Raw genomic sequence first — 17,453 nt, forward strand, 5'->3', positions numbered from 1 at the left:
GTTCACAAACATTAGCTTACCTGAAACGGATACAATCACTACAAAGGTTTCCGCAGCAGAACATTTTTTCCTGAGGAACATAAAAGCGGTGCCGGTAAACCCATTCACCGTCCGTCGCTCTCACAAAAATTGTCTCAGCATTGAGTCTTTTGCCTCTCATGGCACGGACTGCACATCTCTTAATTTTTTGTTCCACTTCCTGCCGGTCAGCTTTTACCGTGTAAATATATAAAAATGGGATGCCGGCTGATTTTTTCCATCTAGCATCCACAATTCCGGGTTCTTCACTTAAAAGAGAGATAAACCGCTGCCAAATTTCATTCACATCCATATAAGCGCTTCCTTTCGTTGCCGGAAAGGCATACTATATGCTACAATTTTGTGTAAGAAAAACGAGTGAGGTAATGACTATGCTGACAGAGCGTCAAGGATTAATCGTATGGCTGCACAGCTTAAAGCACGCGAAAACGCTAAGGCGCTTTGGGAACGTGCATTACGTATCGAGAAAAATGAAGTATGTATTATTATACTGTAATCAGAGTGAAATTGAAAAATTAACAGAAAAACTTTCAAATTACTCCTACGTTAAAAAAGTTGATGTATCTCTAAGACCATATATCAAAACAGAATATGAGAATGCAAGACCGGATAAAGCAAAAGAGTACGATTACAAAATGGGTCTTTGACAATTAAAAAAGGCGGGCATATGCTCCGCCTTTTCGTGTATTAATAGGATGATGAAAGTGGTGCGATGTAATGGTTCATTCTTAAAATACCAACAAGGTGCTGAAAATACAGCTCTTTTTCGCCGAATGCGACAGATGGTTGTACCTCCAGATGAACGATTGGAATACCAGCCTGATCAGCAGCTGATTCAATCAGCCTCAAACGTTCAGAGGGCTTTTCAAGATCCGGTATACCTTCAGTGGAAATATAGATCGCTTGAAAATTGCCCATTTCAGTTTTCTTCATAATTAGCGCCGGAGAAACAACTTTTTTATCATTCAGCTTTGTATGAAATACAGCAAGCCTCATCGCCCGCTCTTTATTATATTTAATTAAATCAAGTAATTCATATACATCAGCATAACCTTCACCAAGTTCAATAAAACGTTGAATCATCAATTTCACCTGCTTCATTCAATTTAATCACTAGCCCTTAATGTATCATATGTTTCACAAATATGCTTTCAGTAAAAGAATATAAAACCGGGGTGATCGCCATGCATATTGCAGCAATCGTCATTGTACTATTACTGGTCATCATTTATTTTCTTCCTGGCAGTAAAAATGAAACAAAAATAAATGAAGAAGGCTGTCTTGTGGCAGCAATAGTCACAGCATTAGTGACCTATGGATTCATCGAGCTTGCCAGGGAAGAAGAAATGAAAGAGATGTCACTGCAAGAGCTTAAAGACATGTTAGCAGAAAACGGGGACTTACCTGACCTTGATCAGATGATTCATGAATTGGGAACAGGAGACTTTGCAGCGGATCTGCCTGACTCAGGATAAGTATCTTATTTAAGTTTTGATTTAGATGATTTAAAGCTTTCCTTCGTAAGCGTTAATAAGCATTTATAGAGCCTGAGGCAAATGTGTCTCAGGCTCTTTTTTGAATACTTTTTTAAAAGGTTATTATTTTTATTGCACAGCTGGTGATTGGAGCGTAAGGGGGCGACTCCTGCGGCAGGAAGGGACGTGTGAGACCGAGCATGGCGAAGCCTGCGGGCTCACCGCCCGGCCGCGGAAAGCGTCCCCCTGAAGCGGAAATCACCAGCCAACTTTAACAATGACTTTCAAAAAATAACGGTTCGCATGGCGGTTCAAAGTTAATTATGGTAGCATAGGTACGAAAAGCGTCACACCTTATCAGAAATTGACAAATCGACATGAAAGATTGTGGTGAGTATATGAGAATCATTTCAGGGGATAAAAGAGGGATTCACCTTCAGGCAGTCCCTGGCACAAATACTAGACCAACGACTGACAAAGTAAAAGAGGCGATTTTTAATATGATCGGTCCATACTTTAATGGCGGTAACGGGCTTGATTTATTTGCTGGCAGCGGAAACCTTGGTCTTGAAGCGTTAAGCAGGGGTCTTGATTATATGATATTTGTGGATAAAGACCGCAAAGCATTTCAGACGATCAAAGAAAATATACAGAAATGTTCGTATGAAGATCACTCGGAGCTATACCGGAATGATGCAGAGAGAGCTTTGAAAGCGGTTGCGAAGAGAGAGCTGAAGTTTGAATGCATCTTTTTAGATCCTCCTTATAAAAACAAACAGCTGGAATTATACCTGGCATTTATAGATGAACACCAGATGCTGACTGCTACAGGGGTTGTCATGTGCGAGCATGATGCAAACACTAAAGTACCTGAAACAAGAGGAGCGCTAGTACTCGTTAAACACGAACTATACGGCACTACAGGTATTTCTATTTATAAAAGAGAGGAAGAAGCTCATGAAGCGTAAAGCAGTATGTCCGGGCAGCTTTGACCCGATTACACTTGGACATTTAGATATTATTTCACGCGGTGCGAAAAATTTTGATGAATTACATATAGTTGTACTGAATAATTCTTCAAAAAAGCCGGCGTTCTCAGTTGAAGAGAGAATGGATCTGATCAGATCAGTCACAAAAGATATTCCAAATATTAAAGTGGACTCTTATCAGGGGTTACTGGTAGATTATGCGAGAGAAGTCGGGGCAAATGTTATCATCCGCGGCTTACGTGCAGTATCCGATTTTGAATATGAAATGCAGATCACATCCATGAACAGAGTATTACATAACGATCTTGAGACCTTTTTTATTATGACTAATAATCAGTACTCATTCTTAAGCTCAAGCATTGTAAAAGAAGTGGCACGCTACGGTGGAAATATTTCAGAACTTGTCCCGCCGGAAGTAGAAGAAGCACTGAAACAAAAATATCTGGTGAAATAAAGCCCCGGCTAATAACGGGGCTTTTCTTTGTATCGAAGTTGTATTAATATCACTACGCATATGAACAACACAATTACTGTTAAACATTGCGACAGATTAACCCCTATATGAACTGGTGACATGACATCCACTGCAGGAAGTTTGTCTGTTTTGAACGGAAAGAAAAATTGATGAATCATAAAAATAACCGGTGAGAGAATCATATGAAAGAGCCTGGAAATTAAATAGGATTGATAAGAAATCGGCAGCTGATCTATAAAAGTGATGACCTGCATATGTATACATAAACCGCTGAAAGACATCATCGCAAGAACAATGACAGAGGCTGTGTAAGGATCTGAAAAACGGACCGCTGCCTCAACCCCGTTAGAGAGCTCCAGGACCCCCGCGATCAAAATCTGCATCTTCTCGGTTTTAAGGCCGTCTGAAAAAGAGCTTAGAAGCTGTTCAAACAGTTCTATACATACAGAAAAAAAAGTAATTAATCCACCAATGATGATCAGCTGTTTAACTGAAACGGTGACGGATTCTCTGAAAAGAGTCAGATAATCACCCTTTGAATGGTCAATCGGATTTCTTTCTAATGAAGGTCCTTTAATCAGTCTTCCGGCTGCAATTCCAATGATCACATTTCCGCAGAGATGACACAAAAACAGAATGATTCCGAGTGAAGGCTGATTCATCAGTCCGCCTGCAACTGCACCAATAACAAACATGGGACTTGCGCCATTTGTATAGCAAATCAGACGCCTGGCATCTGGTATACTGATTTTATGGTTTTTAAGTAAATCAGCGGTCATTTTTGCTCCAATTGGAAACCCTGATAAGGATCCGGCAATAAAAACAAGTGCACCCTGACCGGATACATTAAATAACGGTTTCATCACTGGTCCGAATAAGCGGGCTAACAGACTTACCCATGATATAGCGGGCAGCATAGCGGTTAATACAAAGAATGGAAAAAGTGATGGGAAGATAATATCAGCAAATAATGTCATACCATTTAAGGCAGCGTCAATTGTCGATGATGGTGAGGAGAGCATAAATATAAAAAATAGTAAAAACATAAATGACACAATATGCTCTTTAAATTTCATTGAATCGGCTCCATTGCAGTGTGATTAGTTCTTTTCAAAGTTCAGCAGTGCTAAAATTAACTGTAAGAGAATTGTATGAGGTTGCAGACTGATTAGAACTGCTGGTTAGGGGTGGTTTAGATGGATCCGAAAATAGGTCTTGCGCTTGGATCGGGTGGTTCAAGGGGATTTGCTCATCTTGGCGTTTTAAAAGTACTGGAGCGTGAAAATATCTCAATTGATTATATCTCCGGCAGCAGTATGGGTTCTCTAGTCGGAGCATTATATAGTGCAGGACAATCCGTTGCTGATATGGAAAGAGTGGCAGAAACATTTAGAAGTAAATACTTTATGGATCTGACGGTTCCTAAAATGGGATTTATCTCAGGGGAAAAATTCCGGCAGTTTATCAGACTATTTACTCATCATAAAAATATAGAAGAGTTAAATATACCGCTCTCAATTATAGCGACTGATCTGATTAAAGCTGAAAAAGTGATTTTCACAAGTGGTCCGGTTGACCGTGCAGTGAGAGCAAGTACAGCGATACCGGGTATTTTTGTTCCTGAAAAGATTGACGGAAAACTGCTCGTTGATGGCGGGGTCATTGACAGAGTGCCTGCTTCTGTTGCAAAAGAGATGGGAGCAGACATTGTGATTGGCGTGGACGTTTCCCAGGTGAAGAAAAATGCTGAAATCACGACGATTTATGATGTGATTATTCAGAGTATTGATATTCTGCAAACCGAAATTGTTCACCTGAAAATGACGGGAGCAGATGTGTTAATTTCTCCACGTGTTGAAAAATTCAGCAGTAAATCCTTTCAACATGCCAAAGAAATCATACAGCTGGGTGAAGGGGCAGCTGAAGCGGCTCTACCAAAAATATTTGAGGAAATTGAACGCTGGAAGGAGCTTCACAAACATGAATAAAAAAACGATGCTGACACTGACTATTATTATGCTCGTTTCAGTGTTTCTCAGTTTTTATTCGCTGCCTTATTATATACAAAAGCCGGGCAGCGCCTTTGCACTTGATGATATCGTTGAGGTGACAGATGGGACTGACAGTGAAGGAGATTTCTCTTTAATGACTGTTTCACAGGTGCAGGCAAACGTATTTGCCTATGCATGGGCATATTTTAGCGAATATCAGGAAATTTACCGAGTTGAAGAGGTCAGAAACCCGCATGAAAGCGAGGAAGAGTATTCAGTCAGACAGCTTTATTTGATGGATAACTCAGCTGCTCAGGCGATTGAAGTGGCGTTCCGTGAAGCCGGTGCAGAATTTGAATACCTTTATAACGGCATTTATATTCTTAATGTATTCCCGGGTATGCCAGCAGAAGATATTTTACAGGCCGGTGACAGGATCACACAGGTGGATGAAACAGCATTGGAATCATCAGAGCAATTTATTGATTATGTATCTGAAATGGAAGCTGGAGATACTGTGACGATTGTCTATGAAAGAGATGGAGAAGAAAGGTCAGATGACATTACACTCGAGACATTTCCTGAGAATGACAACCAGGTAGGAATGGGGATTTCCCTTGTAGATGATATCGAGCTCAAAACAGATCCGGCAGTTAAAATTGACTCAGGAGGCATCGGGGGTCCTTCAGCCGGACTGATGTACGCACTTGAAATTTACGATCAGCTGTTAGAAGAAGATCTGACATCAGGTAAGATGGTTGCCGGAACAGGCACGATCTCTTCAGAAGGCACTGTAGGAAGAATCGGTGGCATTGAACAGAAGGTAGTGGCAGCGGACAGACAAGGAATTGAAATATTCTTTGCACCTGACGATGAGCTGCCTGAGGATGTGCTGAATGATAACCCTGATCTTCAGACAAACTATGAAGCGGCTTTACAGACTGCTGAAAGTATAGGAACTGATATGGAAATCATTCCTGTAAGAGAGTTTGAAGATGCACTTGAATACTTAAATTCGTTATAGAATAAAGAGCCGGGGAGAAATCTCCGGCTCTTTATTCTAGTAATTTTTATTGTATGATCACCGGAGGAGCAGTGAAATCCTTTGCCAGCATTTCTTTGCGTTTAGCAGAGTCAGAAAAGCCCATAGCATAGGCTTTTGAAGCTCTGATATCAATCGCACACAGGTCCTTGTGCTGCTGATTCAGGTTGCTGATAATCGGGAGAGGAAAATCTTTTTTATATTTATTAAGATATTCTCTTCCTTTTGCTGTCATACCAAGCATTCTTAAATACGTGGGGTGAGTGTTTTGCTGAATGTCTTCCTTCGTTGTTTTAGTGATCAGATGAGTAAGCATTCGCTGGATTCTGGTCCAAGTATATCTTTTCGTTTTTACCTGCTGCATAAAGGATTCAAAGCATGTACTTGTCATAGCAGCATCGATTAACCTGTATTCAATGCCTTCCTCTACCTCATAATAGGCTCTTAGTGCTAATGGGGATGATGTAGTCAGCATATGCTGCAGGTAAGGCCAGAAGTGATTCCAGTTTAGAAACTGCCCGTCTTTAGTGAAATCTTCCATCACGGCATACGATGATTCCGGAACGTGGTGGACAATTTCCTGCAGTCCGTCTTCAAAAATCTTTTTTCTGATAGAAGTAGCGCTTGAAATGAAAGACTTATGCAGTGATTCATCATGATAATCTGAAGCAGTTCTTTGAATCGTATAAGGTATCATGTTTGAAAACCGGTCTACTGCTGTTATGTATTGATAACCAAGCATGTTATTTGGCTTGGACAGATCAAGATCGGATGAATGACTAAATAATAATCTGTAACTTTCAGCAGCAGCTGCCGGATAGCTTTTACCAAGCTTCGTCTGTTCACGAATCGTATGCTGTAAATCTTCCTGATGTTCAGTTTCAAGCTTTAATTGATGAGTAAAGGGTTCGATTTTCCCATTTTCGCTTCCAAAACAAATTGAATCGCACCCTGCACCATCAAGTAATTTCACCGCACCTTCTGCAAAAATAGAAGCATGTTGAACAGCAAAATGGTATGGCAGTTCAAAAACGATATCAACGCCTGAACGCAGTGCCATTTCAGCCCGCTCCTGTTTCGGGCAGAGTGCAGGCTCACCTCTTTGAAGAAAATTCCCGCTCATCACAGCAATGATTACGTCACAATCAGTCACTTTCCGTGATTGCGTGACATGGAGATGATGCCCGTTGTGAAAAGGGTTATATTCCACTACCACTCCACAAGCCTTCATTTATCTCACTCCTTCAATAAAGTCGTTTCATAAAATGAACAATCCCTTTATATTTTAACTCATTTAGGTTATAATAGGGTGTAGTTTCGACCGGACTTAGTAACCGGTCTTTTATTGTGCAGCCTAAAGCGTAAATACTTTCAGGTCAGTACTTTTAGTTGTAAAGAAAAAATCTTGACATTCCTTTATACAGGGAATATAATCTACTTTGTGCCTTGAGGTGATGACAGATGAAATGGTCAATCATTCAGCTGCAGAAATATCGCAATGAAGACTTCAAGATCGATGAAACGGCAGAAATGAATGAACTGACAGAACGGCACCGTGATATCAGACAGGTAGAACCTGTAAGAGTCACTGGACGCGGTGATATCAGCTCTTCAAAGATTACGTTTCACCTTCATATTGAAACAACACTGACTTTACCATGTGCAAGAACACTTGCAGATGTTCAGTACCCGGTTTCTCTTGATACTGTGGAAACTTTTATTTTGAATTCATCTTATATAGATGAGGAATTAAATGAAGAAGTCCATGAGCCGGAAGGTGAGGTTGTAAACCTTCGACCGGTAATCGAAGAGATCCTGCTGCTTCAGGTACCACTTCAGGTCTTTAGTGATAAAGCGCTTGAAGAAGAAGGTATGGACAGCGGAAACGGCTGGGAAGTGTTATCAGAAGAGGAACTTGAAGAAACAAGAATAGAGGAGCAGCAGGAAGAACCTGCCGCAGATCCAAGGCTTGCTGATCTTGCGAAATTTTTCGACGAAAAAAAATAAACGTAAAAACTGGACCTCTGGTTCATTTTACAATCACTCTCTTTAAGGAGGTGGGAAACATGGCAGTACCATTTAGAAGAACATCGAAGACCGCTAAAAGAAAGCGTCGTACGCATTTCAAGCTATCTGTACCAGGTATGGTAGAGTGCTCTAACTGTGGAGAAATGAAGCTTTCTCACCGCGTGTGTAAAGCGTGCGGAACTTATAAAGGCAAAGAAGTAGTAGGGAAATAATACCTTCTGCTGAAAACCTGCAACAGGGACCATGGCCCTTTGCAGGTTTTTTTGTGTAGAAATGTAAGTAAACCATTCAGCTCCTGAAAATCTCATGTTACAATTATTTGCAGACTTAAGGGGAAAGGGGACTGTCATGTATGGGGTATCAAATACATCAAAAGAATAACGTACTGGTTTTTACAATCACCAGACCCGATCGCAGAAACGCAGTTAACTATGAAGTGATGGATGGACTGGATAAAGCAGTCACAAAAGCTGAACATGATGACAGCGTTAAGATCTTAATGATTACAGGAGAAGGATCACAGGCCTTTTGTGCCGGAGGAGACCTTCAGGAATTCCATAGCTTAAAAACTCAGGCAGAATCCTACGTCATGCTGTCGAGGATGGGCGGCATTTTATACAGGCTGGCAACACTTGACAAAGTCACTGTTGCTTTTATCAATGGCACGGCTGTTGGAGGAGGCTGCGAAATAGCTTCAGCCTGTGATTACAGATTTGCAAGGCCGGGAGTTAAAATGGGATTTGTGCAGGGCAATCTTGCCATTACAACAGGCTGGGGAGGCGGGACACTGCTTTATGAACGACTTCCTGCAAACCAGGCATTCCGTTTATTAACGGAAGCGAATATTCTCACAGCTGATACATTATGTGAATTAGGATTTATCGATCAGCTGCTAAACGCAGAGTCTGCTGACGAATTAATTGATATGTTTGAACCTGTAATTAAAAAGACAGGACCAGTGTTATCAGCATATAAAAAAATGCTCACAAGAAAATGGGTGGCAAGTGATCTTAAAGAGCGGATGGAAAGTGAAATGTATGAGTGTTCTGTTTTATGGGAATCAGAAGACCATCATGAAGCAGTAGGCAGGTTTTTGAATAAATAAATTGACTAAAATAAAAAAATAGACATAAAAAATACGATTATCGTATTTTTTATGTCTATTTTTTTATATTCAAGCATAAGATATCAATAGATTCAGAAACTGCAGGTTAAAAGTTTACTATGAGGACTGGGGGAGTCAGTATGAAATTAAGACAGGATGGCTGGACATCGCGTGAGGATCAGTTATTAAAAGAAAAAGTGTTAAGCCACATTGAGCAGGGAAGTACGCAGCTGAATGCATTCGAAGAAGTAGCGATTGAGCTGAACAGAACACCGGCAGCATGCGGATTTCGCTGGAATTCATCTTTAAGGAAAGAGTGCCAGAAGCAGATTTCTGAAGCGAAACGGTTAAGGTATGCGAAAAGAAGAGAAGAAGAAAAAAAATCTGTTGAAAAAGTGAGTGACTGGAATGCTGACCAGCTGATTCAGAAGATGAATCAATGGATTTCAAGACTTGAACAAAACCAGCCGGCAGTTGATATGATACAAAAAGCAGAGGAAGCAGAAAAAGAACGGGAACGTCTGGAAAAAGATAACCAGTTTTTAAAAGAGCAGATTACAGAGTTAAAAGAAGACTACCATGCACTGTTATATTTAATTGAAAAAGCGAGAAAGCTTGGAACAGATGATCATGACCGTTCTTCGAGCGTCTTTAAAATGGAACCAAATGGAAACCTTTTCAGAATGGATAAAAAAGCCGTTAATGAATCGACGGATCAGTTTTAATCAATAAAGAGGCTGGATTATATCCAGCCTCTTTAACTGTTTCGCTGCGCGATCAGTATGATATTAAATGATAGATATTAATAATTAAATCTCAACTGCGAGCGATTCACTTACTCATGAATCTGTTCAGTTACACCCTCCGGATACCATACCATCGGATTTTCACCTAAATCTCTTTCTAAATCGTACGTTACGCGTTCAAAGCCCTTCTTCTCCCAGAACTCAGTTGAATTCACTCTTGGATTCGTTTTGATTGGCAGGCCGAAGCTTTTTGCGAACTCTACCATTGCCGAGCCGTAGCCCTTTTTCTGATAGCCTGGAAGGACTTCAACTTTCCAGAGCTCAAGATAGTTCTGAGGCGGCTCAAAATACTGATCAAATCTTGCATCTCTTTTATACAGGTTCATTCGTGCGACAAGCTTGTTTCCTAGATAGATCCCATAAAAAGGTGAATCACTGTCGTTTTCAACCATATTCGTTTCGAGCTCTTCTTTCATTGACAGCTCCTGCACGCCAACTTCCCGAAATTTATTAAACTCTTCAAGAGTTTTGTAATTAATTTTTAAATTCTCCACTTTAAAAGACATTCCGGACACTCCCTGTTTATATGATGGATTTCTCTTGTAACCGCTTTAAACGGTATTTACATATATTATAGCGCAACAGGTCAAAAAATTCTGCACATTTACTTAGAAAGCGTTTACAATAGAAGGTGGGGATGGAAAGTATATTATGAAGAAGGGGGATTTTTGTGAGAAAAATACTCATAGCAAATCGCGGGGAAATTGCCCTCCGTATTATCAAAACGTGTAAAAAAATGAATATACACACAGTCGCAGTTTATTCTGAAGCTGATCAGGACCTGCCTTATGTGAAAGAAGCGGACATTGCCAAGCTGATTGGTCCGCCACCTGTAGCGCAGTCCTACTTACATATTGACCGGCTCCTTGAGATTGCTTCTGAAGAAAACGTAGATGCGATTCATCCGGGATACGGTCTCCTGTCAGAGAACGCTGACTTTGCAGAGCGTGTAGAGAAAGAAGGCTTCATCTTTATTGGACCAACGTCTTTGGTGATGCGCAAAATGGGAGACAAAATAGAAGCCAGAAAAACAATGGTTGATGCAGGTGTTCCTGTTGTGCCGGGTTATGAGAGTGAAAATATGACACTTGAGGAAGCTCACAAAGAAGCTGCAAAAATCGGCTATCCCGTTATGCTGAAGGCGAGCAGCGGTGGTGGCGGCGTCGGAATGGTACTTTGTGAAGATGAACAAGCGCTCACTCAGCATTTCGAACCAACCATCAAACGCTCTCAGACTTATTTTGGGTCAGGGAAATTGTTTATTGAGAAATATATTTCTAAAGCCCGGCATATTGAGGTACAGATTTTCGGAAACTCATCAGGTGAGGTGTTCCATCTGTTTGAACGGAACTGCTCGATCCAGAGAAGAAATCAAAAAGTCATTGAAGAGTCTCCATCTCCATCGCTTTCTGAACCGGCTAAAAATAAGCTGTATCATTTAGCTGTTCAGGCAGCAAAAGCAGTAGGCTATCAAAATGCAGGGACAATTGAATGTATTCTCGACATCGATGAAAATCCATATTTTCTTGAAATGAATACAAGACTCCAGGTGGAGCATCCCGTTACTGAACAGATAACCGGTTTTGACCTGGTTGAGTGGCAGATTAAAACAGCATTTAATGAAGAACTGCCTGTAAAAACGCAGGAAGAGATCCGGTCATCCGGACACTCAATTGAGTTCAGGATCTACGCAGAAGATCCGAAAACATTTTATCCTTCACCGGGAACACTGAAAGAAGTTCAATTTCCTGAAGGAGAAGGGATCAGGGTTGATATCGGGTATGAGGCAGAGAACAAAGTAACCCCTTATTATGATCCAATGATCGCTAAATTTATTGTGACGGCTGATTCGAGACAGTCCTGTATTCAGGCAGCAAGACAGGCATTTGATTCAGTACATGTAGAAGGTGTAAAGACAAATATACCGCTTCATAAAATCGTCCTGGATTCAGCTGAATTTATGGACGGGAAATACCACACTCAAACTTTAATGAACATAAAAGGAGAATGATGAATATGACACAAATCACTTCAACAATGGCAGGAACAGTGCTGCAGGTACTCGTAAATACTGGTGACGAAATTGAAAATGGCCAGGCAGTCATGATGCTTGAATCAATGAAAATGGAGATCCCGGTTGAAGCGGAAACATCAGGTAAAGTAAGTGAGGTAAAAGTAAACGCAGGAGATTTTGTAAACGAAGGAGATACACTTCTGATTCTTGAATAATTTTTTTAGAAAGGAGATCTGAACATGCAATCTGAAACAATCCAGAGCAGGCTGAGAGAAGCCCGTGAAGAGATAAAAAAAGGCGGTAAGCCGAAATATCATGAAAAGCTGAAAGAGCAGGGTAAAATGTTTGCCCGCACTAGAATTAATCTGCTGGTTGATGAGGGTTCATTTAAAGAAGATGCGATGTTTGCGAATTTCAATGCAGGTGACCTGCCGGCTGACGGTGTTGTCACAGGCACCGGTCTTGTGGATGGCAGACCGGTATGCATTATGGCGAATGATTCTACGATCAAAGCAGGGTCCTGGGGTGCGAGAACGGTTGAAAAAATTATCAGAATTCAGGAAACAGCTGAAAAGCTTCGGGTTCCGCTTTTATATTTAGTCGATTCTGCAGGCGCACGTATTACAGATCAGCTTGATATGTTTCCAAATCGCCGCGGAGCGGGAAGGATCTTTCATAATCAGGTCAGAATGTCAGGATTTATCCCGCAGATCTGTTTATTATTTGGTCCTTCTGCTGCAGGTGGTGCCTATATTCCTGCATTTTGCGATATTGTGATCATGGTTGAAGGAAATGCTTCCATGTATCTTGGTTCACCAAGAATGGCAGAGAAGGTAATCGGTGAAAAGGTAACACTCGAGGAAATGGGTGGTGCGAGAATGCACTGTTCAGTGAGCGGATGCGGCGATGTACTCGCTCAAAATGAAGAGGAAGCAATTCAGCACGCAATTAAATACTTAAGTTATTTTCCTCTGAACTTTGAGGGAGAGGTGCCTGTCAAAGAACCAGCACCTGTACAGAGCAGCGAAGCATTATCCGGACTTATTCCGCAAAACCAGAATGCGCCGTTCAATATGTATGATGCAATCAATACATTAATCGACCAGGACAGCTTTTTTGAAATGAAAAAATTGTTTGCTCCTGAATTGATTACAGGATTTGCACGGATGAACGGAAAGCCGGTTGGAATCATTGCGAATCAGCCCAAGGCGAAGGGTGGCGTCTTATTTGTAGATTCAGCTGACAAAGGTGCAAAGTTTATTCAGCTTTGTGACGCTTTTAATATTCCGTTATTGTTCCTTGCTGACGTTCCGGGCTTTATGATTGGTACAAAGGTGGAGCGCGCAGGTATTATCCGCCACGGTGCCAAACTGATTTCTGCCATGAGCTCAGCAACGGTCCCTAAAATTTCAGTTGTTGTCAGAAAAGCTTATGGAGCAGGCCTTTATGCTATGGCTGGCCCTGCATTTGAGCCGGATTGCTGCATTGCACTTCCCTCTGCTCAAATTGCAGTTATGGGACCTGAAGCAGCCGTCAATGCAGTTTACTCCAATAAAATTCAGGAGATTGAAGATCCAAAAGAAAAACTTGCATTTGTTCAGGCAAAGCATAAGGAATATCAGGAAGAAATCGATCTGTACAGACTGGCATCTGAATTAATTATTGATGACATCGTGGAGCCTGATGAACTGAGAGAAGTGTTAATCAGCCGCTTTGACTACTATTCAACAAAGCATATTCCGATGCCGCCTAAAAAGCACCCGGTATATCCGGTATAAACATTTACCGCCAGAATAAACGCTGGCGGTATTTTTTTGAGAAAACATACGTTTTTCAACCCTTAATTTTGATAAACTAGTTAAAAAGGGGTGATCATGATACACATTCATATTATTGGAGCGGGATCGATAGGCCTTCTTTTTGCTCACCGCCTCAGCATGTGCGGTCATTCAATACATATTATCACGCGAACAGCAGAACAGGCAGAGGCACTGGGTCAGCATGGAATCGTTAATCAGTCAGTTCAAAAAGTAACTGCAAGCCCACTTGAATATACACAATTTAACCAGGCAGATGCGGTATTAATCGCAGTAAAACAATATCATCTTGAAACGATCTTACCTGTTATCACACAAATTCCTGCCTCCACACCACTTATATTTTTGCAAAACGGCATGTCACACCTCGAACATTTATCACGATTACCTCATGAGCATATTTTCGTGAGCACAGTTGAACATGGAGCTAAAAAGGTGAATGCGTATACAGTTGAGCATAACGGCGTAGGCTGGTGGCGTATAGCGTCTTATAAAGGGCAGCAGGAATATATAAAGTCAATTCTGGCATGTCATCATCATGATTTTCCAATATCATATGAAGAAAATTATCAAAGACTGTTAAGAGTTAAATTGATTAAAAACCTGATGATCAACCCTTTAACAGCACTATTCCAGGTGAAAAATGGTGTGCTGGCTGAAAACCTGTACTTAAAGGAAATGATGGCGGCATTGTATGAAGAACTTGCGATTGTATTCCCTGATGAAATTACTTATTGCAGCTTTAATGACATATTGGATCTATGCAAAAAAACTTCTGAAAATGAGTCTTCTATGCTGTCAGATATTAAGGCCGGCCGTAAAACAGAGATTGAATCATTAACTGGTTATGCAATAAAGGTTGCCATACAGAAAAAAGTGAAGCCGGTGATTCTCCCATTTTTAGAGCGTGGCATACTTGCGATTCAGATTGAAAGGGGATCAAATTAGTGGAGGCTGCAGCGATACTGTTCAGCATACTATTGTATGCGCCGTACCTGATATACCTGATTGTATTTATGACAGTAAAAAAAATAACTTTAAGGCACAGGACAGCGGTTTCGACCGGTATACATGCGACAAACCCATTCCTGATCGGTTCAGTCTACTTTTTGATTCTGTTTATCTGGGATTTCTCTGTATTTTGGTTACTATGTCTGATCATTGCAATCATCGGCATTTTATCAGCATTTTACATAAGAAGTAAGAAAGATGATTTCACCTTTGCACATATCCTTAAAAGTACGTGGAGACTGTCATTTTTAGTGTTTATATTGTTGCACATCACATTAGTTGTAGTGGGGACAGTACTTGCCATTTACAAATCAGTCGTTTGACGAGCAATTTCCTTTCGGCTTTCGAAAGTCAGATGGTATACTGACAATGGACTAATGCGGATCAAAGGAGATTTTAACAATGCTCGTAAAACAAATGGACCTTCCGGCTATTCAGCCTTTTGCGTCAGCATATATAAATGAATTAAATCAGGCGATGAAACACTTTCATTATTCTTATCGCGGGGACTTTGAAAAAAGGCTGCATGACATTGATCAAAGAGCGTTTATGAGAAATGAACTCACTGCCTGTATTGAACAATATATGGATGGGTTACCCTCCTCGGGTCAGACACGTGCTTCACTTTCTGCGCTGAAGGAAGATGCGGTTGCAGTTGTTGGAGGACAGCAGGCGGGACTTCTGACAGGACCACTTTATTCAATACATAAGGTTATCTCTATTATTAAACTTGCCGAACAGCAGTCATCTGTATTAGACAGAAAGGTGATCCCGATTTTCTGGATTGCAGGAGAAGATCATGATTTCCTTGAGATTAATCATATCTATACTGAATATGATGGGAAGTTAAAAAAGAAGGGTTATCCTGAAAGAGTACTTACTAAAAAAATGGCTTCTGATATTCAGTATGACCCTTCTCAGATGAAGCGCTGGATTGATGAGATTCTGGCTGAATTTGGTGAAACTCATTATACTGCCGGCTTAAGAGAAAAGCTGTTTCAGGCTGCTGAAAAAAACACAAATATTTCAAAAATGTTTGCATGGCTTGTCATGGACCTGTTCAAGGAATCAGGTTTACTGGTACTTGATGCGGCAGATCCCAATTTAAGAAAGCTTGAATCTGCATTTTTCAAGCAGCTGATTGAACAGCATGACGTTATTAATCAGTCAGTGTTGGCTGAGCAGGAAGTACTTAAAAGTGACGGCTTCAAACCAATGATTGAGCTTGAGCGGGACGCAGCAAATCTATTTATCAGAGTAGATGAAGAAAGGCAGCTCCTTTTTTATAAAGGTGACGCCTTTTATGACAAAGCCGGCCGGACTTATTCATTGAATGACTTATTGAAAGAAGCTGAAACTCATCCTGAAAACCTCAGTAATAATGTGGTGACGCGCCCATTAATGCAGGAATGGCTGATTCCAACGCTTGCCTTCATTGGTGGGCCAGGGGAAATCGCTTACTGGGCTGAACTGAAAACCGGTTTTGAAAAAGCAGGTTTCAGCATGCCGCCGGTTGTGCCAAGACTGACCTGCACAATTGTTGAAAGAAACATTGAGCAGGATGCGAAAGAACTTGATCTTAGTATTAACAAGGTCATTGCTGAAGGGGTAGAAAACGAAAGGACTACTTTTTGGGAAGCGGTAAAGGACCAGTCTCTTAAATCAGTCATTGAAGAAACAGAAAAACAAATTACAAGACAATATGATGAAATTAAGCATCTCACTGACAAATATGACCCGAACTTTAATCAGATCGTTGAAAAAAACCTGAGCTTTCATCTAAAGCAGCTTTCGTACCTGCAGATGAAGTCAGATGATGCACTTCAACTGAAGCATCAAAATGTTTTGAGAAAATACGACCGGGTGGAGAATGCACTCAGACCCGGAGGACCCCAGGAAAGAATCTGGAACATCTATTATTATATGAACCGCTATGGGGAGTCTTTTATCAAGGACTTACTTGATGCAGAAATAGAATTTAATCACCAGCATAATATCGTTTATGTCTAACCAAAAAAAGTCCGTTCAGATGCAAATCTGATCGGACTTTTTTATTTTGAAATAAGTAAAACACAAAGTTAATCGATTGTTTTTAGAAAATTCCTTCACTTTGAACTTATTATTATTACAGTTGTGTTAGAATGTGAAAAACGAGTGGTACAAAGTGGGGGACTGTGGTACATTTATTTTGAGAGGTGGGAAACCGGATGTTCATGGGGGAGTATCAGCATTCGATCGATACAAAAGGGAGAATTATTGTCCCTGCAAAATACCGTGAACATGTGAAAGATCTTTTTGTCATTACAAGAGGTCTTGATCAGTGTTTATTTGGTTATCCTTTGGATGAATGGCGACGCCTTGAAGAAAAAGTACGTTCACTTCCTGTCACGAAAAAAGATGCCAGAGCATTTGCGAGATTCTTCTTCTCAGGTGCAGTTGAATGTGAAATTGACAAGCAGGGAAGAATCAATCTTCCGAAAAACCTGATTGACTATGCGAAAATTGAAAAAGAGTGCATGATTATTGGTGTATCGTCAAGAATTGAAATCTGGGATAAAGCAGTGTGGAGCGACTATCTTAATGAGTCAGAAGAGTCATTCGCAGAAATAGCTGAAAACCTGATAGATTTCGACTTATAGAATTTAAAGTGTTGAGGTGGCA

At 40.7% G+C, this 17,453-nt stretch carries 22 protein-coding genes; 17 read left to right on the plus strand and 5 right to left on the minus strand.

Annotated elements, in window-relative coordinates; genetic code table 11:
• Positions 1-16: 16 nt before the first annotated feature.
• Positions 17-331 (minus strand): hypothetical protein, encoded by a 315-nt coding sequence (locus tag LG330_RS08255; protein ID WP_404408973.1) that lies wholly within the window; start codon positions 329-331, stop codon positions 17-19.
• Between the two features lie 79 nt (positions 332-410).
• On the opposite strand from LG330_RS08255, the gene LG330_RS08260 reads away from it, so the two are divergent.
• Positions 411-686, plus strand: a complete 276-nt coding sequence (locus LG330_RS08260; RefSeq protein WP_404409540.1) for a YlbG family protein — start codon at positions 411-413, stop codon at positions 684-686.
• Between the two features lie 40 nt (positions 687-726).
• On the opposite strand, the gene LG330_RS08265 is transcribed toward LG330_RS08260, so the two are convergent.
• Positions 727-1,122, minus strand: coding sequence for a methylthioribose kinase (locus tag LG330_RS08265; protein WP_404408975.1), 396 nt, complete (start codon positions 1,120-1,122; stop codon positions 727-729).
• A gap of 62 nt (positions 1,123-1,184) precedes the next feature.
• On the opposite strand from LG330_RS08265, the gene LG330_RS08270 reads away from it, so the two are divergent.
• The 3 genes from LG330_RS08270 to coaD all read left to right on the plus strand — a co-directional run bounded on the left by LG330_RS08270 (position 1,185) and on the right by coaD (position 2,957).
• Positions 1,185-1,514, plus strand: a complete 330-nt coding sequence (locus LG330_RS08270) for a hypothetical protein (RefSeq protein ID WP_404408977.1) — start codon at positions 1,185-1,187, stop codon at positions 1,512-1,514.
• Positions 1,515-1,912: 398 nt separating this feature from the next.
• Positions 1,913-2,482: a 16S rRNA (guanine(966)-N(2))-methyltransferase RsmD gene (rsmD, locus tag LG330_RS08275; RefSeq protein ID WP_404408979.1), complete on the plus strand. Its 570-nt coding sequence runs from the start codon at positions 1,913-1,915 to the stop codon at positions 2,480-2,482.
• Positions 2,472-2,957 (plus strand): pantetheine-phosphate adenylyltransferase, encoded by a 486-nt coding sequence (gene coaD / locus LG330_RS08280; RefSeq protein WP_404408980.1) that lies wholly within the window; start codon positions 2,472-2,474, stop codon positions 2,955-2,957. Before rsmD ends, coaD begins: the two co-directional genes overlap by 11 nt.
• A gap of 8 nt (positions 2,958-2,965) precedes the next feature.
• Here coaD and LG330_RS08285 read toward each other — a convergent pair whose 3' ends face one another.
• Complete coding sequence (locus LG330_RS08285) at positions 2,966-4,054, minus strand: nucleoside recognition domain-containing protein (protein WP_404408982.1); 1,089 nt, start codon at positions 4,052-4,054, stop codon at positions 2,966-2,968.
• 120 nt (positions 4,055-4,174) lie between these two features.
• On the opposite strand from LG330_RS08285, the gene LG330_RS08290 reads away from it, so the two are divergent.
• Together LG330_RS08290 and LG330_RS08295 are read left to right on the plus strand one after the other, a co-directional pair.
• The gene (locus LG330_RS08290) at positions 4,175-4,966 is read left to right on the plus strand and encodes a patatin-like phospholipase family protein (RefSeq protein WP_404408984.1); all 792 of its coding nucleotides are present in this window, start codon (positions 4,175-4,177) and stop codon (positions 4,964-4,966) included.
• Positions 4,959-5,993, plus strand: a complete 1,035-nt coding sequence (locus tag LG330_RS08295) for a SepM family pheromone-processing serine protease (protein WP_404408986.1) — start codon at positions 4,959-4,961, stop codon at positions 5,991-5,993. Before LG330_RS08290 ends, LG330_RS08295 begins: the two co-directional genes overlap by 8 nt.
• Before the next feature lie 46 nt (positions 5,994-6,039).
• Here LG330_RS08295 and LG330_RS08300 read toward each other — a convergent pair whose 3' ends face one another.
• Positions 6,040-7,242 (minus strand): nucleotidyltransferase, encoded by a 1,203-nt coding sequence (locus LG330_RS08300; RefSeq protein ID WP_404408988.1) that lies wholly within the window; start codon positions 7,240-7,242, stop codon positions 6,040-6,042.
• A gap of 230 nt (positions 7,243-7,472) precedes the next feature.
• On the opposite strand from LG330_RS08300, the gene LG330_RS08305 reads away from it, so the two are divergent.
• The 4 genes from LG330_RS08305 to LG330_RS08320 all read left to right on the plus strand — a co-directional run bounded on the left by LG330_RS08305 (position 7,473) and on the right by LG330_RS08320 (position 9,869).
• Complete coding sequence (locus LG330_RS08305; protein WP_404408989.1) at positions 7,473-8,018, plus strand: YceD family protein; 546 nt, start codon at positions 7,473-7,475, stop codon at positions 8,016-8,018.
• Between the two features lie 59 nt (positions 8,019-8,077).
• Positions 8,078-8,251: a 50S ribosomal protein L32 gene (gene rpmF / locus LG330_RS08310; protein ID WP_039808711.1), complete on the plus strand. Its 174-nt coding sequence runs from the start codon at positions 8,078-8,080 to the stop codon at positions 8,249-8,251.
• 140 nt (positions 8,252-8,391) lie between these two features.
• Positions 8,392-9,144 (plus strand): enoyl-CoA hydratase/isomerase family protein, encoded by a 753-nt coding sequence (locus tag LG330_RS08315; RefSeq protein ID WP_404408991.1) that lies wholly within the window; start codon positions 8,392-8,394, stop codon positions 9,142-9,144.
• Positions 9,145-9,284: 140 nt separating this feature from the next.
• Positions 9,285-9,869 (plus strand): RsfA family transcriptional regulator, encoded by a 585-nt coding sequence (locus tag LG330_RS08320; RefSeq protein WP_404408993.1) that lies wholly within the window; start codon positions 9,285-9,287, stop codon positions 9,867-9,869.
• Between the two features lie 110 nt (positions 9,870-9,979).
• On the opposite strand, the gene LG330_RS08325 is transcribed toward LG330_RS08320, so the two are convergent.
• Entirely contained in the window at positions 9,980-10,456 is a 477-nt protein-coding gene (locus tag LG330_RS08325) for an N-acetyltransferase (RefSeq protein ID WP_404408995.1), read from the minus strand.
• 164 nt (positions 10,457-10,620) lie between these two features.
• Here LG330_RS08325 and LG330_RS08330 point away from each other — a divergent pair, with 164 nt between their 5' ends.
• The 7 genes from LG330_RS08330 (at position 10,621) to mraZ (ending at position 17,431) form a co-directional block, all read left to right on the plus strand.
• Entirely contained in the window at positions 10,621-11,961 is a 1,341-nt protein-coding gene (locus LG330_RS08330; protein ID WP_404408997.1) for an acetyl/propionyl/methylcrotonyl-CoA carboxylase subunit alpha, read from the plus strand.
• Between the two features lie 5 nt (positions 11,962-11,966).
• On the plus strand, positions 11,967-12,179 hold the full coding sequence (locus LG330_RS08335; protein WP_404408999.1) for an acetyl-CoA carboxylase biotin carboxyl carrier protein subunit: 213 nt from the start codon (positions 11,967-11,969) through the stop codon (positions 12,177-12,179).
• 24 nt (positions 12,180-12,203) lie between these two features.
• Positions 12,204-13,742, plus strand: a complete 1,539-nt coding sequence (locus LG330_RS08340) for an acyl-CoA carboxylase subunit beta (RefSeq protein WP_404409001.1) — start codon at positions 12,204-12,206, stop codon at positions 13,740-13,742.
• A 96-nt stretch (positions 13,743-13,838) separates the two neighbouring features.
• Complete coding sequence (locus LG330_RS08345) at positions 13,839-14,729, plus strand: ketopantoate reductase family protein (protein ID WP_404409003.1); 891 nt, start codon at positions 13,839-13,841, stop codon at positions 14,727-14,729.
• Positions 14,729-15,115 (plus strand): DUF3397 domain-containing protein, encoded by a 387-nt coding sequence (locus tag LG330_RS08350; RefSeq protein ID WP_404409005.1) that lies wholly within the window; start codon positions 14,729-14,731, stop codon positions 15,113-15,115. Before LG330_RS08345 ends, LG330_RS08350 begins: the two co-directional genes overlap by 1 nt.
• A gap of 79 nt (positions 15,116-15,194) precedes the next feature.
• A complete protein-coding gene (gene bshC / locus LG330_RS08355; protein WP_404409007.1) occupies positions 15,195-16,802 on the plus strand; it encodes a bacillithiol biosynthesis cysteine-adding enzyme BshC in 1,608 nt (535 codons plus the stop codon).
• A 197-nt stretch (positions 16,803-16,999) separates the two neighbouring features.
• Positions 17,000-17,431: a division/cell wall cluster transcriptional repressor MraZ gene (mraZ, locus tag LG330_RS08360; RefSeq protein ID WP_404409009.1), complete on the plus strand. Its 432-nt coding sequence runs from the start codon at positions 17,000-17,002 to the stop codon at positions 17,429-17,431.
• Positions 17,432-17,453 lie beyond the last annotated feature (22 nt).

This window comes from Jeotgalibacillus malaysiensis, from assembly GCF_044789845.1.
Taxonomy (GTDB): Bacteria; Bacillota; Bacilli; order Bacillales; family Jeotgalibacillaceae; genus Jeotgalibacillus; species Jeotgalibacillus malaysiensis_A.